The organism is Saccharothrix isguenensis (assembly GCF_052936305.1).
This window is the reverse complement of the sequence record NZ_CP193626.1, coordinates 7,826,026-7,849,110: the sequence shown is the minus strand read 5'-3', so window position 1 is coordinate 7,849,110 and position 23,085 is coordinate 7,826,026. Positions and strand designations below refer to the sequence as shown.

The following is a 23,085-nucleotide window of genomic DNA, read 5'->3' as shown; positions in this document are numbered from 1 at the left end:
TCGTCGATCGCGCCCGCACGGCGGAGGTGCAGGAACAGCCGCAGTCGGTCGGCGAAGAAGCCGCTGCGCGGGCGGTGGGCCACCGGACGCCTCAACCGTTCCCCCTGTGGTGATCGTCGCATCCGTGGACCGCGGGTCACGACGTAGTGTGGGCACTAATGATTAGTGCACAAAACGTCGAGGACCCGCTGGCCCTGGAACGGCAGGTCTGCTTCGCGCTGTCCATCGCGTCCAGGAACGTGGTCGGGCTGTACCGGCCGCTGTTGGAGCCCATGGGGCTGACCCACCCGCAGTACCTGGTGATGCTCGCCCTCTGGGGCCGCGCGCCGCTGTCGGTGAAGGAGCTGAGCCGGTTGCTGGCGTTGGAGCCGGCCACGCTGTCGCCGCTGCTCAAGCGGCTGGAGGCGATCGGGTACGTGACGAGGTCGCGTGACGCGGCGGACGAGCGGCTGCTCGCCGTGACGTTGACGGAGACCGGTGCGGCGCTGCGCGACCAGGCGTTGGCCATCCCGCCGGCGGTGGTGGAGCGGCTGGGCATGTCGCTGGACGAGCTGCGCGACCTGCACTCGGCGCTGACCAGGGTGATCGCCGCGACGGAGCGGACGTGAGCCGGCCCGGCGTCCCGCTGCGCGCGTGGTACCTGCTCGGCGGCAGGCTCCCCCCGCGCCACCGCGAGTGGGTGTTCCGGCAGGCGACGAAGCCGACGTGGCTGGTCTGGTTCGCCGTGCGGATGTTCCTCCAGGTGCTGCCGTTGACGGTGGCCATCACGCTGGCGCTGGTGCTGGGCCTGGGTTCCCCGTGGCCGCTGGCGGTCGCGTGCGGGTCGTTGGGGCTGGTGGTGGGCGTGTACTTCGGTGTGTCGTACGCGATCGAGAGCACCGACCACCGGATGACGAAGTACGGCTACCCGGCGGGCGCGGCGGCGGAGGTGCGCAAGGAGCGGACGAAGCGCGACCAGGAGCGCTACGAGCAGGTGTGGCGTTCGACGGAAAACGGGTCCTGAATCTCCGTGCGGGTCGCCTAGCGTCTGACGGTGTGGAGTGGCAGACGAGGGTGGCGGCGGCGTTCGGGCTCGGTGACGTCCTCGAACCGTGGACGCCCGTGGCGGGTGGGCGCGCGCACCTGATGTGGCGCCTGCGCACGTCACGGGGCACGTGGGCGGTCAAGCGGTTGAACCGGTCGCGTGAGGACTGGTGGATGCGGGACTACCTGGTGTCCGCCGAGGTGCAACTGGCCGCCCACGCGCGCGGCTTCCCCATGCCGCGCCCCGTCCACCCGCTCGAACCGGCCGCGCCGCTGCTGGCGGACGTCCGGGTGGGTGACGAGGTCGCCAGCTACCTGGTGCACGAGTGGCACGAGGGCGGGCCGCTGACCTCGGACGTCTCGGCGTGGGTCGGCGCCACCCTGGCGTCCCTCCACGCCCTTCCCGCCGCGGGCGCGCCCGACCGGCAGCCGCACCCGGTCGAGGAGTGGCTGGAGTGGCTGGACGAGGCGCCGAACGACTTCACCGCCGCCGTGCGCGGGTACCTGCCGGACATCGCCGAGGCTCTCGCGATCGCCGCGGACACGGGTGACCTGACGCCGGTGGGCACGCACCGGGACGTGAAGCCGGACAACGTCCTGGAGACCCCGGACGGACCGCTGCTGGTGGACTGGGACGGCGCGGGTCCGGACTACGCGGAGTGGGAGCTGACCCGTGCGGCGCTGTACTTCAGCGGGCTGGGCGAGGACCGCGCCGCGTTCGACACGGTGATCAAGTCGTACGAAGCCGCGGGCGGCCACCGCCCACCCGCGTCCCCCGCCGCGTTCGCCGGCCTGCTCCACACCTACCTGGCCGGTGCCGCGTGGATGGTGTGGCGGGCACTGGGCCACCGCCCCGTCACCCCACCCGAACGAGCCGCCGCCCACACCCACGCGCTGGAGCTGCTGGCCGACCTGCGCACGTCCCTCGTCCGGTCGGACTCCTGGGTGGACCGCCTCCGCTAGCCGTGCGGGATCGGTGGACTCGACCCGCTCCCACGCGACCCCGTGCGCGGTCAGGATCTCCAGGTACCCGTCGACCCGCTCGACCAGGTGCCGGGCCGACGACTTGAACCACGCCACCGCGCCCGGGTTCAGCTCCCGGTCGTAGACGGTCGGGTCGACGTGCGACGGCGTCGTGTACGCCGCGTCGTACCAGTCGTTGGCCTCCCGCCGGAACCGCTCCTCGCCGTCGGTCAGCACCCCGTCCCGGGCGAGCTTGTTGACCAGCCAGAACACCCCTGGGAAGAACCCCCGCTCATGCCGGACCGCCCTCTGAAACCGCACGTACACCATGTGCCCCATGTCCCCTGATCGTGGCGCGGACAGACCACGTGGTCGCCCTTCCTGCACCGCGGTCGCGAACTCGCCCTCGTCGACGTGCCCGCGGTGCCAGTCGTCCGCCTCCAGGTCCCGCGGCCGGCCGCTCACCACGTTCAGCTCGTACGTGGTGTCGTGCACCCCGAGCACTTTTCGCCAGCAGCCGTAGCGATCTTCGCTGGTGAGAGCCTTTTGTTGCCTGAGTCAGAAAACCTGTGACCGCCGAGGTAGACATTCGCGTGCCTGTGTGTGTAGTATTCACCTCGTTGGAAGAGAGAAAGTCAGTGACACGGGAGATGACGAACTGCCCGTGAGCTAGGTGCTTGACGGTCGGACGTGCTGGGGCCAGTCGGTGAAGGGGCCTCCGCGGCAGTGGACCAAGGGTTGATCGGCGGTTACGACCGGAGGAACGATCCCGGTGCCGACGACTGGATGAAATGGCAAGCGGTTAAATCAGTTGTGGTGAGTGGCAGTAGGTGTGCAGTACGGCCAGGTGTGCCGGAGCCGATCAGTGGACGGGGCTCCAGGTAGGTGGCCAAGGGTGGTCGGTGAAGTGATTCCGGCACGTGCATCAGGACCGGTGCCGACCGTCGCGTGAGAGTGCGAGAAGTAGTAATCAGAGGAAAGGGAAGGGCTGTACACCATCGGATCGCCCGGCTTCGGCTGAACTCGGCCGGACGGGTACCGCAGTTCCATCGGTTTCGAAGGTGGCCTGCGGTTACGCACATGCGATCCCCGCAGCGCCCGCTTCCAGTGCGGGTGGCGCGGACAGAGGAAGCCGGTCTCACGGTCGGCTAGGTGGAAGTGGAACCCAACACCCCGGGGCCCCGGCGCTACTGCGCCGGGGCCCCTCGTGATGCGGAGGTGCGATGAACCCACAGGAAGCCCACGACCACCAGGTGCCGGACGCGCAGACCACGGCCGAGCGTTTCGACGACGACGACTACCCCGCTTACACCATGGGACGGGCCGCGGAGATGCTCGGCACTTCGGCTGGGTTCCTGCGCAGCCTGGACGAGGCCAAGCTGATCGAGCCGCAGCGCTCGGTCGGGGGACACCGCCGGTACTCCCGCAGCCAACTGCGCCTGGCCGCCCGCGTCCGGGTGATGGTGGACCAGGGCACAGGGCTGGACTCGGCCTGTCGCATCGTCACCCTGGAGGACCAGCTCCAGGACGCCAAGGACGCCAACAGGTCGCAGCACCCACCCGGCGAGCCCTACCCGCCACTGCGGGGCGTGTGACCCCTCTGAGCCACCGCAGCACGCGATCACGACCGCACGGGGCCCGACCGCGGCGCGTCGGGTGCGCTCGTCCAGTCGGGCGGGTCCGCCGGCCCGACCATGACGAAGGCCCCGGTCAACCGACCTGGGCCCTCGTTCACTGGAGCGGACGGGAATCGGACCCGCCTCTACAGCTTGGGAACCCGATCAGTCAGTCCTGCTCCGAATCACGACCTGCGGGGTGTTCGGCCATGAATGACCGGTGTCGCCCGTTATGGACCGGTGCTTGTCGCACGGTAGTTGCACGAGCTGGTCGTCCTGGGGCTCGTACTGCTGGAACAGGCTGATCACGACCGGGGACGGCGCGAGCCGATCAGGTCGGCGGGGTCGAACGTGACGGTTCCACCGCCGGGAACGTCGACGGTGCCGGTGGCGCCGTCTTGGAGCGTCACGGTTTCCACGTACACGCCCTGGTCCAGCCTGTAGCAGTAAATGACCGGCCCACCTTCACGACCGACTTCCACCCGCCAGAAGGCAGGCACTCCGGCGGCAGCGAACGCGGCGGGCTTCTCCAACCGATCACGGCGCGCGGTCGACGGGCTGACCACCTCGACCGCGAGCGCCACCAGTTCGACCTCGACGGCGGTGGTCTCCACCAGCTCCGTGCACACCACCACGTCCGGGATGTAACCCAGTCCCGGGGCCACGCGCACGCCAACTGCCGTCACGGCTTCCATGCCGCCGTCGGCGACCGCGTCGTCCAGCAACCGGCAGAGCCGATCCGCGACGCGTTGGTGCGCGACAGCCGGGGCGGCGCTCACCACGAACCGCCCGTCGACCAGTTCGACGCGGTGGCCCTCCGCAGGCTCAAGGCGCTCCCAATCTTCCAACGTGTAGCCGTCCAAGCGGCGTGCACTGGTCATGGTGTGGCCTCCGAGGCGCTGCTGCCGGTGAGCCCGTCTCGCGCAGGAGGAAGATCCGTCGACCTGGTGCACGAGCCTTCCGAGTGCGCCCGCGCATCCGGGAAGGGCTCGCGTCCCGGGTGAACCGGGCCAGGTGCGGACCACCTCCGCTTGCGCGGGGCGGGCCCCAAACAACGATACGGCAGAGGTGGGATTCGTCCCACCTACGAGGTGAAGCGGGCAGCGCCCGAACACGACGAAGGCCCAGGTCAACCGGGAAAACCGGTGCTGACCTGGGCCTTCGTCTACCTGAGCGGGTGACGGGAATCGAACCCGCCTCTACAGCTTGGGAAGCTGTCGTTCTACCAATGAACTACACCCGCGCGTGCTGCGAGCCCGATCATACACATAGGCTGTCACCGTGCTGCTCAGTGACCGCGATCTGCGCAAGGAGGTCGGCTCCGGCCGGCTGGTGCTGGAGCCGTTCGACGACGTCATGGTGCAGCCTTCCAGCATCGACGTGCGGTTGGACCGGTTCTTCCGCGTCTTCAACAACACCCGCTACACCCACATCGACCCGACGATGCAGCAGGACGACCTCACCTCGCTGGTCGAACCGGCCGACGAAGAGCCGTTCGTGCTCCACCCGGGCGAGTTCGTGCTCGGCTCGACGTTCGAGCTCGTCACCCTCCCGGACGACCTGGCGGGCCGGCTCGAGGGCAAGTCGTCGCTGGGCCGCCTCGGCCTCCTCACCCACTCCACGGCGGGCTTCATCGACCCCGGCTTCTCGGGCCACATCACGCTGGAGCTGTCGAACGTCGCCAACCTGCCCATCACCCTCTGGCCCGGCATGAAGATCGGCCAGCTGTGCCTGTTCCGGCTCAGCAGCTCGGCCGAGTTCCCGTACGGCTCGTCGCAGGCCGGCTCCCGCTACCAGGGCCAGCGCGGCCCGACGCCGTCCCGCGCGTACCTGAACTTCCACCGCACCGACACCAAGCGCTAGAGCTCCAGCGCCCCGTACCTGGCCAGCACGCGCGACCGCAGGTCCGGGTCGTTCCGCGGCACGGGCTCCAGGAACACCTCGTCCAGCTCGGCGTGCGCGGCACGCAGTTCGGCGTCTATGCGGACGCACGCCCGTTCCAGCTCCGCCGCGCCCAGCGCGTCGTCGAAGTCGAGCCGCGCGCACACCAGCACCCGGTCCGTGCCGACCGCCATCGTCAGCAGGTCCACCACCTGCTCGACCTCCGGCGCCGCCCGCATCTCCGCCCACACCGCCCGCACCAGCACCGGGTCGGCCTGCCTGCCGATCAGCAGCCCCCGGTTGGTCGACGCCAACGTGTAGGCGGCGAGCGCGAGCAGCACCCCGATCGCCAACGACGCCACGCCGTCCCACACCGACGAACCGGTCACGTGGTGCAGGCCCAGCCCGCCGAACGCGAGCAGCAGCCCGATCAGCGCCGCCGAGTCCTCCAGGAACACCGTCTTCACCGTCGGGTCGTCCGACATCCGCAGGAACGCGAGCACCGACCGCTCCTCGGCCCGCGCCTCCCGCCGCACCTGCCGCACGGCCTGCGTCCACGACACCGCCTCCAGCACGAACGCGATGGCCAGCACGACGTACCCGACCACCGGGCTGTTCTGCTCCTCCGGCGCGCCGAACACGGTCCGGAAGCCCTCGTAGAGCGCGAACACCGCACCCGACACGAAGAGCGACACCGCCGCGAGCAGCGACCAGAAGTACCGGTCCTTGCCGTACCCGAACGGGTGCCTGCGGTCGGCGGGGCGGGCGGACCGGCGCAGCGCCGTCAGCAACAGGCCCTCGGTGAACGTGTCGGCGACCGAGTGCGCCGCCTCGGACATCATCGCCGCCGACCCGGTGATCACCCCGGCGATCGCCTTCATCACCGCGATGGCCAGGTTCACCGCCAGGGCGAGGAGGACGGTGACCGTGCTCCCACCGCCCTTCGAGTGGTCAGGTGCCATGGTTCGACGTTAGGGCTCGACGGCAGGCCCCGCCCGGTGTGACCACCGTCGCGTCCGACCCTTTTGGACGGCCGCCGCCACCGTTAGCCTGCGGCATGGGCATTTTGGTGCACGTACTGCTGACGGCGGTGGCGGTCTGGGTCGCCACGCTCATCCCGGGCATCGACCTGGGAGAGGGCGCGTCGACACCGGCGAAGATCGGCACGCTGATCGGCGTCGCGCTGCTCTTCGGCTTGGTCAACGCGGTGGTCAAGCCGCTGGTGAAGTTCTTCGGCTGCCTGTTCTACCTGGTCACGCTCGGTCTGATCGGCCTCGTGGTGAACGCGCTGCTGTTCTGGCTCACCGGGTGGCTGGCGGGCGAACTGGGCCTGCCGTTCGACGTCACCGGCTTCTGGCCGGCGTTCTTCGGCGCGATCATCGTGGCCCTGACGAGTTGGATCCTGAACCTCGTCTACGACCGCATCACCGACTGACGGCCGAGTCCCGCGACCTGGGAACACGACAACCCGGGAACACGACAACGCCCCCCGGTCCGAACAGGACCGAGGGGCGTTCACCGTCCACAAGCGACCGGCCACAAGGGACTAGCCGGACGGCGTCTTGTCCTCGTCCGGCAGCGGCGTGCCGGTGGGCGCCTCGTCCGTCGGCACGTCCCCGCGCTCCAGGGCCTGGCCCCGGCGCACGGACGTCAGCAGCAGCTGCGCCACGTCCACGACCTCGACGTGCGAGCCCGCCGCGCCCTCGTTCTGCCGTGCCGTCACACCATCGGTCAACATCACCCGGCAGAACGGGCAACCCGTCGCGATCTTCGACGGCGCGGTGCCCAGCGCCTCGTCCACCCGGTCGAGGTTGATGCGCTTGCCGATCCGCTCCTCCATCCACATGCGGGCGCCACCGGCGCCGCAGCACATGGACCTGTCGCCGTGGCGCGGCATCTCGCGCAGCGTCGCACCCGACGCGCCGACCAGCTCGCGCGGCGCCTCGTAGATCTTGTTGTGCCGGCCCAGGTAGCACGGGTCGTGGTAGGTGATGTCCTCCGCGACCTCCGCCACCGGCACCAGGCGCCGCTCCCGCACCAGCTTGTTCAGCAACTGCGTGTGGTGCACGACCTCGAACGTGCCGCCCACCTGCGGGTACTCGTTGGCCAGCGTGTTGAAGCAGTGCGCGCACGTCACGACGACCTTGCGCTGGCCGGGGCCGCGACCGTCGAAGACCGTGTTCAGCACCTCGACGTTCTGCTGCGCCAGCATCTGGAACAGGAACTCGTTGCCCGCGCGCCGCGCCGGGTCACCGGTGCAGGTCTCCTCCGGCCCGAGCACGGTGTACTTGACGCCCGCGGTGTGCAGCAGCTCGGCCACCGCCCGGGTGGTCTTCTTCGCCCGGTCCTCGAACGCGCCCGCGCAGCCGACCCAGAACAGGTACTCGGCGTCACCCAGCTCGCCGTCGAACACCGGCACCTCGAAGTCCAGGCCCTCGGTCCACGCCAGGCGGTCCTTGGAGTTCTGGCCCCACGGGTTGCCCTTGTTCTCCAGGTTCTTGAACATGCCGCCCAGCTCGGACGGGAAGTTCGACTCGATCAGCACCTGGTAGCGGCGCATGTCGACGATGTGGTCGACGTGCTCGATGTCCACCGGGCACTGCTCGACGCACGCGCCGCACGAGGTGCAGGACCACAGCACCTCGGGGTCGATGACGCCCAGCTCGTCCGCGGTGCCGACCAGCGGGCGCTCCGACTCGGCCATCGCCAGCACGTCGACGGACTCGAGGCGCTTCTTGTAGTCCTCGTACTTGTCGCTCGTCAGGCCGACCTCGTCGCCGGCCATGTCCTTGCTGCCGCCGGCGAGCAGGTACGGGGCCTTGGCGAACGCGTGGTCGCGGAGCTGGGTGATGAGGAGCTTCGGGGACAGCGGCTTCCCGGTGTTCCACGCGGGGCACTGGGACTGGCAGCGACCGCACTCGGTGCAGGTGCTGAAGTCCAGCCAGCCCTTCCAGGAGAAGTCCTCGACCTTGCCGACGCCGAACACGTCCTTGTCGGGATCGGCTTCCTCCAGGTCGAGGACCTTGCCGCCGCTCATCATCGGCTTCAGCGCGCCGAGCGCGACACCGCCGTCGTCCTCGCGCTTGAAGTAGATGTTGAAGAACGCGCTGAACCGGTGCCAGGCGACGCCCATGGTCAGGTTCTTCGCCACCACGATCAGCCACAGCATGGCGGACAGCAGCTTGATGAACGCCATGATCGAGACCCAGTTCGGGCTCGAGGGCAGGATCTCGGACAGCGGCGCGGTCACGAACGACGACCACAGCGGCGGGTCCTCCAGGCCGGAGGACTGCTTGAACGCCTTCACGCCGAGGATGCCGAGGCCCTCGATGATCACGACCGCTTCGACGAAGTACGCGGCCTTGAAGTCGGAGCCCGCGAACCGGGACACCCGGTCGGCGCGGCGCGGGTGGTTGAGCTGGCGGATGACCGCCAGGGCCACACCACCGACCACGGTGCCGAGGCCGAGCAGTTCGACCAGCAGCGACCAGAGCGACCAGGTGCCGATGATCGGCCAGTGGAAGCCGGGGTAGAAGACCTCGCCGTAGGCCTCGAACAGCGCCGCGGAGCCGATCAGGAAGCCCCACATCACCATCCAGTGCCAGGGCGCGACCTTGCGGAGCTTGGCCATCCTGGTGTGTGCGACGAACTCCACGATCAGGGTGCGCATGCGGGGCACGAACGGCCCGTTGCGGGTCGCGTCGGGCTGCCCCAGCCGGATGATCTTGATCATCCGCAGGACACCGGCGACGAACAGGCCCCAGGCGTACACGCTGACGGCGACGCCGATGGCGCCGAGGGTGAGCTGGAGGGCTCCCATTGTGGTGGCGGCCTTTCTCGTCCGTTCTCCTGGCTCGGCAGCCTACGCCCGCTTACTGGCCGGTAACCACTTGGACGTGGCCGATCACATACGGGCGGTAGAGTAGTGGGACGGACGTTCAACTTGTTGGGGTGTGCCCGTGCTCGTGTACCTGGCGCTGGCCGTGGCGATCGTCGGCGAGGTCACGGCCACGGTGTCGCGCGGGCTGGTGCTCGTGATCGCCGGCGTGGTGGCCATCGAGGTGGGCAGCGGTGCGGGCGCCTGACGGTCGGCGGGCACGCGGCGACCGGCGTCGGCAGGCGCTCCTGGAAGCCACTCTGAGGGTGGTCGAACGGGACGGCGTGGCCGGGGTGAGCCACCGTTCCGTGGCGCGCGAGGCGGACGTGCCGACGACGTCGACGACCTACTACTACGCGACGTTGGACGACCTGCTGATCGCGACGCTGACGTGGTCGGCCGATCAGATGGCTTCGAGCTTCCGCAACATGCCGCTGACACCGTCGGAGGTGGCGCGGTTCATCGCGGACGCCGCCGGGGAGCATCGCGGCCGGACGCTCGCGGAGTACGAGCTGTACCTCCTGGCGGCGCGCCGGCCCGAGCTCCGGCCGGCCGCGCGCCGGTGGATCTCGCTCATGGCGGAAGTGGCCGGTCCGTGGGACCCGGTGGCGCTGCGCGCGCTCCTCGCGGGCCTCGACGGGCTGCTGATCCAGGCGTTGATCGCGGATTTCCCCCCAATGGCGCACGATTTGGAGCCCGTTGTGTCCCTTCTGATGCTCGGCGGATGACCTTCACGCGGGACACTGGTGGCATGAGGTTCGCCGGTCGTGAGTCGTGGCAGGTGTCGCACGGGACGAGTCAGGTGGTCAACACCGCGCTGTTCATCCGCGACACGCTCGCGCTCTCGGTCGACACCGTGCCCGAGCTGCCCGGGCTCGAACCGTCGGTGCCCGTCGTGGTGCCGCCGGGCGTCGACCGCGCGGCGGCGGCTGAAGAGTGGCTGGGCTGGTGGGCGGACGTGCTCGACCACGCCCGCGCCGACCTGCCGGGCGGTGCGCCGGACGACCCGGCCGGGCCGTCGCTGGAGATCCGGCCCGGACTGCGGGGCGCCGTGCTGGCGCTCGGCGCCGCTGCGGCGGAGTACGAACACCGGCACGTGCAGTCGCGGGGCGCGTTGCCGATCGGCGAGGTCGTGCGCGGGGTGGAGGGTCGGATCGGGCGGTACGTGAAGCCGTTCCGCCTGGTCATCACCGAGGTGCCCGTGCAGGGCCTGGTGTGGGAGCGGATGACCGACACGCACGTGATCGCCTCCCAGCGCTTCCTCAGCGACCCGGCCCGCTCCGCCCCCGCCCTCCGCACCGTCGTGGAAGCCCTCGCCTAACCCACCTCCGCGAGCCCTCCACTCAGGCACCGCGAGTCGTCCACTCAGGCACCGCGAGCCGTCCACTCAGGCACCGCGAGCGGTCCGCCGAGACACCGTGAACCCGCCGGTCCCCGAGGCGCGGGGTAGGGCCAGCCCCCGTACGGGGTCGGGGGTCTTCCTGGTGTGCCGGCCGGTCGGCCGCGCCTAACTTGAACGTCAACAACCTTGACGCCTGAGGGGGCAGTGGTGGTAAAGCGGATCGCGTTGACGGCCGTCGTGGTGGTGGCCGCGGCGGTGGCGCTCACGTCGTGCGTGCGGCTCGTGCAGTCGGGCTTCGACGACCAGCACTCGGTGACCGGGCAGGTGGCCGAGGTCCGGCTCCAGAACGGCTCGGGTGACGTCCTGGTCCGCAGCCGCGCGGGCGGCGGCGGCGACGTCGAGGTCCGGCGGCACGTCAGCTACCCCAAGGACGCGAACAAGCCGGAGGGCATCAGCCACCGCATGGAGGGTTCCACCCTGGTCCTGGACGGCTGCGGCAACCGGTGTTCGGTCGACTACGAGGTCACCGTCCCCTCCGAGGACGTCCGGATCTCCGGCGTCAACGACTCCGGCGACGTCCGCCTCGAAGGCGTGGCCGCCGTCGAGGTCGAGGTCGGCTCCGGCAACGCGACGGTCCGCGACGTGTCCGGGGTGGTCCGCGTCGACATCGGCTCGGGCGACCTGGACGTGGCGGACGTCGGCGGCGACTCCCAGGCCCTGGTCGGCTCCGGCAACGCCCGACTGGCGAACATGCGCGGCGCGGTGACCGTCGACGCCCACTCCGGTGACGTCGACGTGCAGATGGCCGCCGTGCTCTCGGTGCGCGCCGAGACGGGCAGCGGCAACCTGACCGTCAAGGTGCCGAAGGGCGCCTACAAGGTGAACGTGGGCGCGAGCAGCGGTGACAAGGAGGTCGAGATCGCGAACGACCCGAACGCCTCCGCCGAACTCGTGCTGCACGCCGGCAGCGGCGACGTGACGTTGCGCGCCGCCTAGGCGTTCTGCTCGTACGACGCCGGGAGCAGCGCCTCCACCTCCCCGCCCACCTCGTCCGCCCCGGTCAGCGACACCTTGTGGGTCGACTGGCCGGGGCCGCCCGGCGTCAAGCGCGCGCTGTCCGGCGCGGTCGTGAACCGCGGTCCCAGGTCGACCCGCGACGCCAACGCTCGGACAACGGCCGCAGCACTTCCTCGCGCCCCGAGTACTGCTCCGCGACGTGCTCCGCGAACGTGGGCTCGACCTGTCGGCGAGCGGGTCCTGGCCGCGAGTGTCCCGGATCACCTCATCCCGGGAACACCGGAGGCCGCCCGGTCGTTGGACAGGCAGAAAGATTGAGCCGGGTGGACTCAAGTCCGCCAGTGCTGGCAAACTTGAGCCGGTACCGCTCAACGCGGGGCTCTCACAAACGCACTACCAGGAGGAATCCAATGGCGCGAGCGGTCGGCATCGACCTTGGGACGACCAACTCCGTCGTCGCCGTTCTCGAGGGTGGCGAGCCGACGGTGATCGCCAACTCCGAGGGGTCGCGCACCACCCCGTCCATCGTGGCCTTCGCCAAGAACGGCGAAGTGCTCACCGGTCAGCCCGCCAAGAACCAGGCGGTGACCAACGTCGACCGCACCATCCGGTCCGTCAAGCGCCACATCGGCATGGACTGGAAGACGGACGACATCGACGGCAAGCAGTACACGCCGCAGGAGATCAGCGCGCGCGTGCTGATGAAGCTCAAGCGCGACGCCGAGGCCTACCTGGGCGAGGAGATCACCGACGCGGTGATCACCGTCCCGGCCTACTTCGAGGACGCGCAGCGCCAGGCCACCAAGGAGGCCGGCCAGATCGCCGGCCTCAACGTGCTGCGCATCGTCAACGAGCCCACCTCCGCCGCCCTGGCCTACGGCCTCGACAAGGGCGACAAGGAGCAGACCATCCTGGTCTTCGACCTCGGTGGCGGCACGTTCGACGTCTCGCTGCTGGAGCTGGCCGAGGGCGTGGTCGAGGTCAAGGCGACCTCCGGTGACAACCACCTCGGTGGCGACGACTGGGACCAGCGCATCGTGGACTGGCTGGTCGAGCGGTTCAAGCAGACCAACGGCATCGACCTGACCAAGGACAAGATGGCGTTGCAGCGGATCCGCGAGGCCGCCGAGAAGGCGAAGATCGAGCTGTCCAGCTCGAACAACGCCTCCATCAACCTGCCCTACATCACCGTGGACTCGGACAAGAACCCGCTGTTCATGGACGAGACGCTGTCGCGCGCCGAGTTCCAGCGCATCACGAACGACCTGTTGGAGCGCACGCGTGCGCCGTTCAACAACGTGATCAAGGACGCCGGCGTCAGCGTCGGCGACATCGACCACGTGGTGCTCGTGGGTGGTTCCACCCGCATGCCCGCCGTGGCCGAGCTGGTCAAGGAGCTGACCGGCGGCCGTGAGCCCAACAAGGGCGTGAACCCGGACGAGGTCGTCGCGATCGGCGCCGCCCTGCAGGCCGGTGTGCTGAAGGGCGAGGTCAAGGACGTCCTGCTGCTCGACGTCACCCCGCTGTCCCTGGGCATCGAGACCAAGGGCGGCGTGATGACGAGGCTCATCGAGCGGAACACGACGATCCCGACCAAGCGCTCGGAGATCTTCACCACGGCCGACGACAACCAGCCGTCCGTGCAGATCCAGGTCTTCCAGGGCGAGCGCGAGTTCGCCCGGGACAACAAGAAGCTCGGCATGTTCGAGCTGACCGGCCTGCCGCCCGCGCCGCGCGGCGTCCCGCAGATCGAGGTCACCTTCGACATCGACGCGAACGGCATCGTGCACGTGTCCGCGAAGGACATGGGCACGGGCAAGGAGCAGCGGATGACGATCACCGGCGGCTCCGCGCTGCCGAAGGACGACATCGACCGGATGATCAAGGACGCCGAGGCGCACGCCGAGGAGGACAAGCGCCGCCGCGACGAGGCCGAGGTCCGCAACCAGGCCGAGACGCTCGTCTACCAGACGGAGAAGGTCCTCAAGGAGAACGAGGACAAGATCCCGGCCGAGGTCAAGGACAAGGTCGCCGCGGCCGTCGCCGAGACCAGCGAGGCGCTGAAGGGCGAGGACATCGCCAAGATCCGCGCTGCGGTGGAGAAGCTGGCCACGGAGTCCCAGGCCATCGGCCAGTCCCTGTACGCCAACGCCCCCACGGCCGACGCGGCCGGTGCCGCCGGTGGTGCGCCCACCGGTGACGCGCCCAAGGCCGACGACGTCGTGGACGCGGAGATCGTCGACGAGGACGAGAAGAAGTGACCCAGCCCGAGGAACAGCCACACGTCGTGGTGCACGACCGCAGGCGCGTCGACCCGGACACCGGTGAGATGCGGACCGCGTCGCCCGAGGACACGCCGGTCGAGGCGACGGACGCCGGGTCGGGCGCCGAGCCCGGCCCCGCGTTCGACCCCGAGTCCGACTCCGTGTCCGGCTCCCTGGCGGACTCCGTCGCGGACTCGGAGCTCGGCGCGGCGGGTGGCAAGCACGCCGCCCCCGACCAGTCGGACCAGGAGTCGGGCGTGGACCAGGGCCAGGCCCTGGCCGACGACCCGAGCGCCGAGCTGAAGGTGCAGCTGGACGAGCGGACCGCCGACCTCCAGCGGTTGACCGCGGAGTACGCCAACTACCGCAAGCGCGTCGACCGCGACCGGGAACTGGTGATCACCACCGCCAAGGCGCAGGTGGCCGGCGAGCTGCTGTCCGTGCTGGACGACATCGAGCGGGCCGGCGCGCACGGGGACCTCACCGGCGCGTTCAAGGCGGTGGCCGACAAGCTGGTCGGCGCCCTGCACGGCACCGGTCTGGTGCCGTTCGGGCACGAGGGTGAGGAGTTCGACCCGTCCGTCCACGAGGCCGTGCAGCACAGCACGTCCCCGGACGTCAGCGGGCCGACCGTCACCGCCGTGCTGCGCCGCGGCTACCGGTTCGGCGAGCGCGTGCTCCGGCCCGCGCTCGTCGCGGTGACCGACCACGAGCCGGCTGCCCAGCCGGCCGCGGAGCCCGCCGACCAGCCCGTCGACCAGTCGGCGGAGCAGGCCACCGAGAAGTCCGCCGAGAAGTCCGCCGAAGAGCAGCACCAGCAGGATTGACGAAGGGGGGCGGCGTCCGTGAGCGCTCGTGACTGGATCGAGAAGGACTTCTACCGCGAGCTGGGCGTCACCTCCGACGCCTCGGCCGACGACATCAAGAAGGCGTACCGGAAGTTGGCGCGGGAACTGCACCCCGACGCCAACCCCGGTGACGCCAAGGCAGAGGCGCGGTTCAAGGCGGTGTCCGAGGCGTACGGCGTGCTCTCGGACACCGCGAAGCGCAAGCAGTACGACGAGGCCCGCCGCCTCTTCTCCGGAGGCGGCGGGTTCCCCGGCGGGTTCGGCACCGGTGGCGGCGGCGGGTTCGACGTCGGCGACCTGTTCGGCCGTCAGGGCGCGCAGCAGCCCGGCGGCATGGGCGGGCTCGGCGACCTGCTAGGCGGCCTGTTCAACCGCCGGGCCGGTGCGGCCGGGTCGCCGGCCAGACCGCGGCGCGGCGAGGACGTCGAGACCGACGTGCGGATCGACTTCACCGAAGCCGTCAAGGGCGCGACCGTGCCCATGCGCCTGTCCAGCCCGGCGGCCTGCGGCACGTGCTCCGGTTCCGGCGCACGTCCCGGCACGACGCCGCGGACCTGCGGGAACTGCGCCGGCGCCGGTCTGGTGACCCGCAGCCAGGGCGCGTTCGCGTTCTCCGAGCCGTGCACCGACTGCCGGGGCACCGGGCGGATCGTGGACGACCCGTGCCCCGAGTGCGGCGGCGACGGCGTGAGCACGAAGAGCCGCACGCTGACCATCCGCATCCCGCCGGGCGTGGACGACGGCCAGCGGATCCGGCTGGCCGGGCAGGGTGAGCCAGGGCGCAACAACGGGCCCAACGGCGACCTGTTCGTGCGCGTGCACGTCAACCCGCACCCGCTGTTCGGGCGGTCGGGCAACGACCTGACCCTCACCGTGCCGGTCACGTTCCCCGAGTTGGCGCTCGGCACGACGTTGACCGTGCCCACGCTGGAGGGCAAGGTGACTTTGAAGGTGCCCGCGGGCACGGCCAGTGGCCGGGTGCTGCGGGCCAAGGGCAAGGGCATCGCCAAGCGCGACGGCCAGGTCGGCGACCTGCTCATCACGCTGAACGTGGCGGTGCCGAACAACATGGACGCCGAAGCGAGGGAGGCGTTGGAGAGCTACGCGTCGGCGACGGCGAAGCACGACCCGCGCGCCGAGCTCAACGCCCTGTTGGAGAAGAGGTCGGTGTGAGCTTCCCGTTCCCGCCCGGCACCGACGAGGACACCCCGTTCTTCGTCATCTCCGTGGCGGCCCAGTTGTCCGGGCTGCACGCCCAGACCCTCCGGTCCTACGACCGGCTGGGTCTGGTGTCGCCGGGCCGCACTTCCGGCGGTGGGCGCCGGTACTCGATGCGCGACATCGTGCTGCTGCGGGAGGTGCAGCGCCTGTCCCAGGAGGAGGGCGTGAACCTGGCCGGCATCAAGCGGATCATCGAGCTGGAGAACGAGGTCGGCGCGCTGCGCGCCCGGGTGAACGAGCTGGCCGAGCAGCTCGCGTCCGCCATGGCCGCCGCCGAGCACGCCGCCGCCTCGGTCCACGCGTCGTACCGCCGTGACCTGGTCCCGGTGCGCCACGAGACGGCCCTGGTCGTCTGGAAGCCGAACTCCAAGCGCTGACCGGCGCTCCGAGCGCTGACCGCGGTGTCGCCCAATGGGGTGATCATGGCCGAGATATGTACGGAAACACTGTTCCCGTTACTCGGTTGAACCATGAGGAACCCCGCGACGCCGGACCCCGGCCAGACCGGGGCCCGTGGACTACGTCTTCGTGCACGGAACGACCCAGTCGCCGTCAGCCTGGCGCCCCGTCGAGGACCTGCTCCGCCGTCGAGGCCACCGCACGGTCGCCGTGGACCTGCCCACCGACCAGCCGGACTGCGCGCCGTCGACTACGCCGCGATCGCCCGTGCCCAGGCGGGCGACATGCCGGCCCCGGTCCCCGTCGGCCACTCCGGCGCCGGCCTGCTGATGCCCGCCATCGCCCGCGCCGCGTACTTCCTGTTCCACGACTGCGACCTGGCCGACGTGCGGGCAGGCCTGCAGTCCCTCCGCCTCTTCTACCCCGCCTCGGCGTACCGCGAGGTGCACGAGTTGCCGCGCCTCCCGTCGACCTACGTCCTGCCCCGCGACGACCGCACCCTCCGCCCGTCGTGGATGCGCCGTGCGGCGCGGGAACGGCTCGGGGTGGAGGCGATCGAGGTCGACGGCGGCCACTGCCCCCAGACCAGCAGGCCCGAGACGCTGGCGGCGGTGCTCGGCGCGGCGTGGTCGGGACCTGCCTGAGCCGGCACGCACGCACGACGGGGTCGCGCCTGGACCGGCGGCGCGGCCAGTCCGTCCCGTTGACCAGATCTCGACCAGGGCGGTCGCGCAGTCGGGCCCATCCCGCAGCCGGTCCGTCCCGCGACCGGCAACCCTCGCCGCCGGCGCAGTCCCACGACCGGACCGGTGCCGGGACCAGGCAGCCCACGACCGGACCGGTGCCGCGACCAGGTCAGTCCAGGGTGAAGGGGTCGTACTTGATCCGGTCCAGCGGCGTCCCGGCGACGAGCATCCGCGACACGGTCGCGCGGATCATCGACGGCGAGCCGCACACCAGCACGTCCCGTTCCTCCCACGCCCCGTAGCGCGTGACCACGTCGGCCAGCGTGCCCTGCTCGACACCGCGCGCACCCGGGTCCGACTCCAGCACCGGCACGACGGTCAGCCACGGGTTGGTCATGGCGAACCGCTGGAGGTTGTCCAAGTCGTACAGGTCCTCCCGCGTCCGCCCACCCATGAACAGGTGCACGCGCGGGTTGTCGCCCCACTGGGCCATCTCGTCGATGATCGCGTGCATCGGCGCCACACCGGTGCCGCCGGCGACCATCAGCACGTCCCGGCCGCTCTTGCGGTCGACGCTCAGGCGGCCCATCGGCGGCCCGATGCGCCACACGTCGCCGGGCTGCGTGTGCCCGACGACCGACCGGCTCACCCACCCGCCCTCGACCGACCGGATGTGGAACTCGATGATGCCGTCGTCGCGCGGCGCGTTGGCGGGCGAGTAGTACCGCCACAGCCGCGCGCGCTGCGGCGTCTCCACGCTCACGTACTGACCGGCCTGGTACCCGACCGGGTGATCGGGCTGCAGCCGCACCACGGCCAGGTCCCAGCTCACCCGCTGGTGCTCCAGCACGGTCGCGTGCCAGTAGGCGGGCCCGTCGTCCGCCGCCGCGGCCTCCTGCATCGCCCGCGCCATGATCGTGTACGCCTCGGCCCAGGCCATCTCGACCTGCGGCGTCCACGCCGGCCCGGCGAACTTCTTCACCGCGGACAGCAAGGCCATGCCGACCGACTCGTAGTGCACGTTGACGACACCGAACTTGCGGTGGTCGCGGCCGAGCTGGCGGAGGAACGGGATCAGGTCGTCCGGTCTGTCCACCATCTGCACGACGTGGACCAAGGCGCGCAACAACCGGCTGCGCTGGACCTGCATGTTCGCGGGGAACATCTCGCGGGTCTCCGGCGCGAGGCTGAAGAGCATGCCGTAGAAGAACTTCGCTACCTCGTCGGAGCGCGGCTCCACCACCGCGAAGCTCTCCCGGATCATCCGCACCATAGCGGTGACACCAGGAGGAGGTTCTCGGTGTGGGGGGCTCGGGAAGGGGCTCAACACAGCGTTCGCAGTCATGGTCCGGGCGCAGTCTCCACGTTTCTGGCGGCGCCAGCAAGGGCGCTACGTCCTCGTCAAGCATCCATCCCCGACGAGGCGACACTAACCCGCCAACTGGCCGGTCGGTTCCTTGATGCCACCTTCGAGTGCAGTGCAGTTACACACAGTGACACGCTGCTCCTGCGAAAGGGTGGACATTCCCCTCCACGTATACCGAACTCCCAGCTCGTAGCCCACTCCTGGGTGAACGGCTCGCGCACAGCCCGCGCACGACTGCGCACGTGAGCGCCGTTAGGGCCGTTCCCGGCGCCCGGCCGAGGCGGTGGTGGAGCCACCGATCGGGACGGCCGATTGAGACGCCACCACCCCACTTCCGCCCTGCGGGCCGAGTCGACGGCGGGACGTTCACCCCAGTGGCGGCCGGCGGACCGCTCAAGTGCGGGCTTCCGCACGGGCCTGTGGATGCTCACCTGCGGATTGTGGACAACTCAGGCATCGGTGTGGACAACCGGTTGCGACAGGTGGGTGACGTGCGTCAGGAGAGCGCGGCACGCTCCGCAGCGCTGACCTCGACGCAGAACTCGTTGCCCTCCGGGTCGGCCAGCACCACCCACCCGCGACCGTGGGGCCGGCGCTGGTCGTCCACCAGCGTCGCCCCGATCCCGAGCAGCCGCTCGACTTCGGCATCCCGAGTGGTGTCGGGCCGCAGGTCGAGGTGGACCCGGTTCTTCACCGTCTTCCCCTCCGGGACCTGGATGAACAGCAGCCCGGGCCCTTCCGGCAGTTCCACGAGCGCTTCCGGGTCGCCCGGCTGGTCGTCGTCGCTCACCGGCCGGCCGGTGACCTGGGCCCAGAACTGGGCCAGCGCGTAGGCGTCCTTGCAGTCGACCGTGATGTGGTGCACGAGGGAACTCATGCCCGGATCCTCATGTGTGGGCGTGTCAGCCGCACCCGAGTTTCCACGGCTGCCGTCCGGCAGGGCGGGTCGTGGCCCACGCCACACCACTTCCACTAGGTTGAGCGGAACTGGCTCAACTTTTCTGACGTTGTGCGTGATGAAGGCTGGTGCGAACGCCGGCCACGCGCGCAAGCACACCGACCGAGGTGAGGAATGGACGCTTTCAACCCGACCACGAAGACCCAGCAGGCCGTGTCCGCCGCCGTGCAGGCGGCGACCATCGCGGGCAATCCCGACGTCGGCCCGGTCCACCTCCTCGGCGCCCTCCTGGCCCAGGGCGACGGCCTGACCGCGCCCCTCCTGTCCGCCGTCGGCGCGGACCCGACGCAGGTGCACAAGGAACTGGAGCAGATCGCCAGGGGTCTCCCCGCGGCCAGCGGATCGTCCGTGTCCGCGCCCCAGTTCTCCCGGGAAGCGGTCCGCGTCCTGAGCAAGGCGCAGGAACTCGCCACCGAGATGGGGGACGAGTACGTGTCCACCGAGCACCTGCTCGTGGGCCTCTCCCACCACGGCGGCCAGGTCGCCGACCTGCTGCGCCGCCACGGCGCCACCCCCGAGTCCCTCAAGGAGGCGTTCGGCAAGGTCCGCGGCTCGGCGCGCGTCACCAGCCCGGACCCGGAGGGCACCTACAAGGCGTTGGAGAAGTACGGCGTCGACCTGACCGAACGCGCCCGCAAGGGCGAGCTGGACCCGGTCATCGGCCGGAACACCGAGATCCGCCGCGTCGTGCAGGTCCTGTCCCGCCGCACGAAGAACAACCCGGTCCTGATCGGCGAGCCCGGCGTGGGCAAGACCGCCATCGTCGAGGGCCTGGCCCAGCGGATCATCGCCGGCGACGTGCCCGAGAGCCTCCGCGGCAAGAAGGTCGTCGCGCTCGACCTCGGCTCGATGGTCGCGGGCGCCAAGTATCGGGGCGAGTTCGAGGAGCGGCTCAAGGCCGTGCTGAAGGAGATCACCGACTCGGCCGGCCAGGTCGTCACGTTCATCGACGAGCTGCACACGATCGTCGGCGCGGGCGCGACCGGCGAGTCCGCCATGGACGCGGGCAACATGATCAAGCCCATGCTGGCCCGCGGCGAGCTGCGGATGGTCGGCGCGACCACGCTGGACGAGTACCGCGAGCACGTCGAGAAGGACCCGGCCCTGGAGCGCCGCTTCCAGCAGGTCTTCGTCGGCGAGCCGTCCGTCGAGGACACCATCGGCATCCTCCGCGGCCTCAAGGACCGGTACGAGGTGCACCACGGCGTGCGCATCACCGACGCCGCCCTCGTCGCCGCCGCCACCCTGTCCGACCGCTACATCACCGCCCGGTTCCTCCCCGACAAGGCGATCGACCTGGTGGACGAGTCGGCGTCCCGGCTGCGCATGGAGATCGACTCCCGGCCGGTCGAGATCGACGAGGTCGAGCGAGCGGTGCGCCGGCTGGAGATCGAGGAGATGGCGCTGGCCAAGGAGTCGGACGCGGCCTCGGTGGAACGCCTCGCCGCGCTGCGCGCCGAGCTGGCCGAGCAGCGCGAGACGCTGGCCGGGCTGACCGCCCGCTGGCAGAACGAGAAGGGGTCGATCGAGAAGGTCCGGGACCTCAAGGAGCAGCTGGAGCAGCTGCGCGGCGAGTCGGAGCGGGCCGAGCGGGACGGTGACCTGGGCCGCGCCGCCGAGCTGCGGTACGGGCGCATCCCGGCGTTGGAGAAGGAGCTGGAGGCGGCCACCCGCACCACGCAGGACGCCGCCATGATGCTGAAGGAGGAGGTCGGCCCGGACGACGTGGCCGACGTGGTCTCCGCGTGGACGGGCATCCCGGCGGGTCGGCTGCTCGAAGGCGAGACGGCGAAGCTGCTGCGCATGGAGGACGAGCTGGCCAAGCGCGTGGTCGGCCAGGCCGAGGCGGTCCGGGTGGTGTCGGACGCGGTCCGGCGGACCCGTGCGGGCGTGGCGGACCCGGACCGGCCGACCGGCTCGTTCCTGTTCCTCGGCCCGACCGGCGTCGGCAAGACCGAGCTGGCCAAGGCGCTGGCGGAGTTCCTGTTCGACGACGAGCGGGCGATGATCCGGATCGACATGAGCGAGTACTCCGAGAAGCACTCGGTGGCGCGGCTCGTCGGCGCGCCCCCCGGTTACGTCGGGTACGACCAGGGCGGTCAGCTCACCGAGTCGGTGCGCCGCCGGCCGTACTCGGTGGTGCTGCTGGACGAGGTCGAGAAGGCCCACCCGGACGTGTTCGACGTGCTGCTCCAGGTGTTGGACGACGGCAGGCTCACCGACGGGCAAGGCCGCACGGTCGACTTCCGCAACACCATCCTGGTGCTGACGTCGAACCTCGGTTCGCACGTGATCGCGGACGCGAACCTGGACGAGCGGCAGCGCGACGACGCCGTCATGTCGGTGGTCCGGACGCACTTCAAGCCGGAGTTCCTGAACCGGCTGGACGACGTGGTGGTGTTCCACTCGCTGGCGACCGAGGAGCTGACCTCGATCGTGGACATCCAGGTCGAGCGCCTCGCCCGGCGGCTGGCGCAGCGCCGGCTGACCCTGGAAGTCACGCCCGCCGCGCGCGAGTGGCTGGCGTTGAACGGGTTCGACCCGGTGTACGGGGCACGGCCGTTGCGGCGGTTGGTGCAGTCTTCGATCGGCGACCAGCTGGCGAAGGAACTGCTGGCCGGCGACGTGCGGGACGGTGACACGGTGCGGGTCGACGTGCTGGACGACCAGTCGGGTCTGATCGTCGGCAAGACGTGATCGCCGGGTCCTGACCGTGTTCCGTGATCGCGGGTCGTGTTCGTCGGGCCGTGATCACGGAATACGGTGTCGGTCATGAGCGGGGACGGTTGGTTGGCCGACACCAGGACGTCGTACGACACGGTCGCGGACAGCTACGCGGACCTGCTGCGCGACGGCCTGGCCGGGTACCCGCACCTGAGGTCGGCTCTGGCGCTGTTCGCCGAGGTGGTGGCGGCGGCGGGTGGTGGGCCGGTGGCGGACGTGGGCTGCGGACCCGGTCACGTCACCGCCCACCTGCGTGGGCTGGGCGTCGACGCCTTCGGCATCGACCTCTCGCCCGGGATGGTCGGGGCGGCTCGGCGTGACCACCCCGGTGTGCGGTTCGAGGTGGGCTCGATGACGGAGCTGGACCTCGCCGAGGGGTCGGTCGCCGGGCTGCTCGCGTGGTGGTCGTTGATCCACGTTCCCGACGACGAGGTGCCGGCGGTGTTCGGGCACTTCAGGCGGGCGTTGCGTCCCGGCGGACCGCTGCTGCTCGGTTTCCACGTCGGCGACGAGTCCCACCTGAAGACGGAGGGCTACGGCGGCCACCCGATGAACGTCCACATCCACCGTCGCAGGCCCGAACGGGTGAGTGATTGGCTGCGCGAGGGCGGGTTCGCGGTCGAGGCCCAGACGCTGCTGAACCCGGACGAGAGCCGACCGGGCGCGATCATCTTCGCGCGGCGTCAGCCCTAGGTCCGGTGCCGGTGGCCCGGTGCGCCGAGCCCGCTTCGCAAGCGTCCCCGCGCAGGGGGACCCCTGTTTTCAACACTGCCAGACAGGGCCGACACGCCCGAGCGCTCAAGCCGTGCCCTGTGGGCAACGTGCGTGCCTGTGGACAACCCCGCCACGCCCTGACGTCGCCGGCAGACCTACGCGATCCGGGTAACAGCTTGATCCGTT

The 23,085-nt window shown here is 70.4% G+C and carries 23 protein-coding genes and 1 tRNA gene; 17 read left to right on the top strand and 7 right to left on the bottom strand.

The annotated features are described in order from the left end of the window. The first annotated feature begins 158 nt into the window (after nucleotides 1–158). The 4 genes from ACRAKI_RS35635 to ACRAKI_RS35620 all read left to right on the top strand — a co-directional run bounded on the left by ACRAKI_RS35635 (nucleotide 159) and on the right by ACRAKI_RS35620 (nucleotide 3,581). The gene (locus ACRAKI_RS35635; protein ID WP_447004853.1) at nucleotides 159–608 is read left to right on the top strand and encodes a MarR family winged helix-turn-helix transcriptional regulator; all 450 of its coding nucleotides are present in this window, start codon (nucleotides 159–161) and stop codon (nucleotides 606–608) included. Beyond that, nucleotides 605–1,003, top strand: coding sequence for a DUF5313 family protein (locus tag ACRAKI_RS35630; protein ID WP_447004852.1), 399 nt, complete (start codon nucleotides 605–607; stop codon nucleotides 1,001–1,003). Before ACRAKI_RS35635 ends, ACRAKI_RS35630 begins: the two co-directional genes overlap by 4 nt. A 32-nt stretch (nucleotides 1,004–1,035) precedes the next feature. Further along, a complete protein-coding gene (locus ACRAKI_RS35625) occupies nucleotides 1,036–1,986 on the top strand; it encodes a phosphotransferase enzyme family protein (RefSeq protein WP_447004851.1) in 951 nt (316 codons plus the stop codon). A 1,223-nt stretch (nucleotides 1,987–3,209) separates the two neighbouring features. Then, nucleotides 3,210–3,581 (top strand): helix-turn-helix domain-containing protein, encoded by a 372-nt coding sequence (locus ACRAKI_RS35620; RefSeq protein WP_447004850.1) that lies wholly within the window; start codon nucleotides 3,210–3,212, stop codon nucleotides 3,579–3,581. 326 nt (nucleotides 3,582–3,907) lie between these two features. On the opposite strand, the gene ACRAKI_RS35615 is transcribed toward ACRAKI_RS35620, so the two are convergent. Beyond that, nucleotides 3,908–4,483 carry a Uma2 family endonuclease gene (locus ACRAKI_RS35615; protein ID WP_447004849.1) on the bottom strand — a complete coding sequence of 192 codons (576 nt, stop codon included), beginning with the start codon at nucleotides 4,481–4,483 and terminating at the stop codon, nucleotides 3,908–3,910. A gap of 291 nt (nucleotides 4,484–4,774) precedes the next feature. Continuing rightward, nucleotides 4,775–4,845, bottom strand: a tRNA-Gly gene (locus ACRAKI_RS35610). 38 nt (nucleotides 4,846–4,883) lie between these two features. On the opposite strand from ACRAKI_RS35610, the gene dcd reads away from it, so the two are divergent. After that, nucleotides 4,884–5,465, top strand: coding sequence for a dCTP deaminase (gene dcd, locus ACRAKI_RS35605; protein ID WP_447004848.1), 582 nt, complete (start codon nucleotides 4,884–4,886; stop codon nucleotides 5,463–5,465). On the opposite strand, the gene ACRAKI_RS35600 is transcribed toward dcd, so the two are convergent. Next, the gene (locus ACRAKI_RS35600; RefSeq protein ID WP_447004847.1) at nucleotides 5,462–6,445 is read right to left on the bottom strand and encodes a cation diffusion facilitator family transporter; all 984 of its coding nucleotides are present in this window, start codon (nucleotides 6,443–6,445) and stop codon (nucleotides 5,462–5,464) included. The two genes, dcd and ACRAKI_RS35600, sit on opposite strands and share 4 nt — an antisense overlap. Before the next feature lie 95 nt (nucleotides 6,446–6,540). On the opposite strand from ACRAKI_RS35600, the gene ACRAKI_RS35595 reads away from it, so the two are divergent. After that, the gene (locus ACRAKI_RS35595) at nucleotides 6,541–6,918 is read left to right on the top strand and encodes a phage holin family protein (RefSeq protein ID WP_447004846.1); all 378 of its coding nucleotides are present in this window, start codon (nucleotides 6,541–6,543) and stop codon (nucleotides 6,916–6,918) included. Between the two features lie 111 nt (nucleotides 6,919–7,029). Here the strand turns inward: ACRAKI_RS35595 and ACRAKI_RS35590 are convergent, their stop codons facing one another. Beyond that, entirely contained in the window at nucleotides 7,030–9,303 is a 2,274-nt protein-coding gene (locus tag ACRAKI_RS35590; protein ID WP_447004845.1) for a (Fe-S)-binding protein, read from the bottom strand. Between the two features lie 139 nt (nucleotides 9,304–9,442). On the opposite strand from ACRAKI_RS35590, the gene ACRAKI_RS35585 reads away from it, so the two are divergent. From ACRAKI_RS35585 to ACRAKI_RS35570, 4 genes are all read left to right on the top strand, one after another. After that, on the top strand, nucleotides 9,443–9,568 hold the full coding sequence (locus ACRAKI_RS35585) for a hypothetical protein (RefSeq protein WP_447004844.1): 126 nt from the start codon (nucleotides 9,443–9,445) through the stop codon (nucleotides 9,566–9,568). Then, the gene (locus ACRAKI_RS35580; protein ID WP_447004843.1) at nucleotides 9,555–10,088 is read left to right on the top strand and encodes a TetR/AcrR family transcriptional regulator; all 534 of its coding nucleotides are present in this window, start codon (nucleotides 9,555–9,557) and stop codon (nucleotides 10,086–10,088) included. Before ACRAKI_RS35585 ends, ACRAKI_RS35580 begins: the two co-directional genes overlap by 14 nt. Before the next feature lie 23 nt (nucleotides 10,089–10,111). Further along, on the top strand, nucleotides 10,112–10,681 hold the full coding sequence (locus ACRAKI_RS35575) for a hypothetical protein (RefSeq protein ID WP_447004842.1): 570 nt from the start codon (nucleotides 10,112–10,114) through the stop codon (nucleotides 10,679–10,681). 228 nt (nucleotides 10,682–10,909) lie between these two features. Further along, complete coding sequence (locus tag ACRAKI_RS35570) at nucleotides 10,910–11,698, top strand: DUF4097 family beta strand repeat-containing protein (protein WP_447004841.1); 789 nt, start codon at nucleotides 10,910–10,912, stop codon at nucleotides 11,696–11,698. Here ACRAKI_RS35570 and ACRAKI_RS35565 read toward each other — a convergent pair. Next, nucleotides 11,695–11,865, bottom strand: a complete 171-nt coding sequence (locus ACRAKI_RS35565; RefSeq protein ID WP_447004840.1) for a hypothetical protein — start codon at nucleotides 11,863–11,865, stop codon at nucleotides 11,695–11,697. The two genes, ACRAKI_RS35570 and ACRAKI_RS35565, sit on opposite strands and share 4 nt — an antisense overlap. Nucleotides 11,866–12,129: 264 nt before the next feature. Between ACRAKI_RS35565 and dnaK the strand changes: the two genes are divergently transcribed. The 5 genes from dnaK to ACRAKI_RS35540 all read left to right on the top strand — a co-directional run bounded on the left by dnaK (nucleotide 12,130) and on the right by ACRAKI_RS35540 (nucleotide 17,095). Further along, nucleotides 12,130–13,980, top strand: a complete 1,851-nt coding sequence (gene dnaK / locus ACRAKI_RS35560) for a molecular chaperone DnaK (protein WP_447004839.1) — start codon at nucleotides 12,130–12,132, stop codon at nucleotides 13,978–13,980. Beyond that, nucleotides 13,977–14,810: a nucleotide exchange factor GrpE gene (gene grpE, locus ACRAKI_RS35555; protein ID WP_447004838.1), complete on the top strand. Its 834-nt coding sequence runs from the start codon at nucleotides 13,977–13,979 to the stop codon at nucleotides 14,808–14,810. Before dnaK ends, grpE begins: the two co-directional genes overlap by 4 nt. Nucleotides 14,811–14,828: 18 nt before the next feature. Beyond that, nucleotides 14,829–16,004 carry a molecular chaperone DnaJ gene (dnaJ, locus tag ACRAKI_RS35550; protein ID WP_447004837.1) on the top strand — a complete coding sequence of 392 codons (1,176 nt, stop codon included), beginning with the start codon at nucleotides 14,829–14,831 and terminating at the stop codon, nucleotides 16,002–16,004. Beyond that, a complete protein-coding gene (locus ACRAKI_RS35545) occupies nucleotides 16,001–16,429 on the top strand; it encodes a heat shock protein transcriptional repressor HspR (protein ID WP_447004836.1) in 429 nt (142 codons plus the stop codon). Before dnaJ ends, ACRAKI_RS35545 begins: the two co-directional genes overlap by 4 nt. 306 nt (nucleotides 16,430–16,735) lie before the next feature. Next, nucleotides 16,736–17,095, top strand: a complete 360-nt coding sequence (locus ACRAKI_RS35540; RefSeq protein WP_447004835.1) for an alpha/beta fold hydrolase — start codon at nucleotides 16,736–16,738, stop codon at nucleotides 17,093–17,095. A 211-nt stretch (nucleotides 17,096–17,306) separates the two neighbouring features. Here the strand turns inward: ACRAKI_RS35540 and ACRAKI_RS35535 are convergent, their stop codons facing one another. Together ACRAKI_RS35535 and ACRAKI_RS35530 are read right to left on the bottom strand one after the other, a co-directional pair. Beyond that, nucleotides 17,307–18,410, bottom strand: a complete 1,104-nt coding sequence (locus ACRAKI_RS35535; RefSeq protein WP_447004834.1) for an FAD-binding oxidoreductase — start codon at nucleotides 18,408–18,410, stop codon at nucleotides 17,307–17,309. A 589-nt stretch (nucleotides 18,411–18,999) separates the two neighbouring features. After that, nucleotides 19,000–19,380: a VOC family protein gene (locus ACRAKI_RS35530; RefSeq protein WP_447004833.1), complete on the bottom strand. Its 381-nt coding sequence runs from the start codon at nucleotides 19,378–19,380 to the stop codon at nucleotides 19,000–19,002. A gap of 195 nt (nucleotides 19,381–19,575) precedes the next feature. On the opposite strand from ACRAKI_RS35530, the gene clpB reads away from it, so the two are divergent. Both clpB and ACRAKI_RS35520 read left to right on the top strand, forming a co-directional pair. Beyond that, the gene (gene clpB / locus ACRAKI_RS35525) at nucleotides 19,576–22,158 is read left to right on the top strand and encodes an ATP-dependent chaperone ClpB (protein ID WP_447004832.1); all 2,583 of its coding nucleotides are present in this window, start codon (nucleotides 19,576–19,578) and stop codon (nucleotides 22,156–22,158) included. A gap of 75 nt (nucleotides 22,159–22,233) precedes the next feature. Further along, the gene (locus ACRAKI_RS35520; protein WP_447004831.1) at nucleotides 22,234–22,878 is read left to right on the top strand and encodes a class I SAM-dependent DNA methyltransferase; all 645 of its coding nucleotides are present in this window, start codon (nucleotides 22,234–22,236) and stop codon (nucleotides 22,876–22,878) included. The last annotated feature ends 207 nt before the right edge of the window (nucleotides 22,879–23,085 follow it).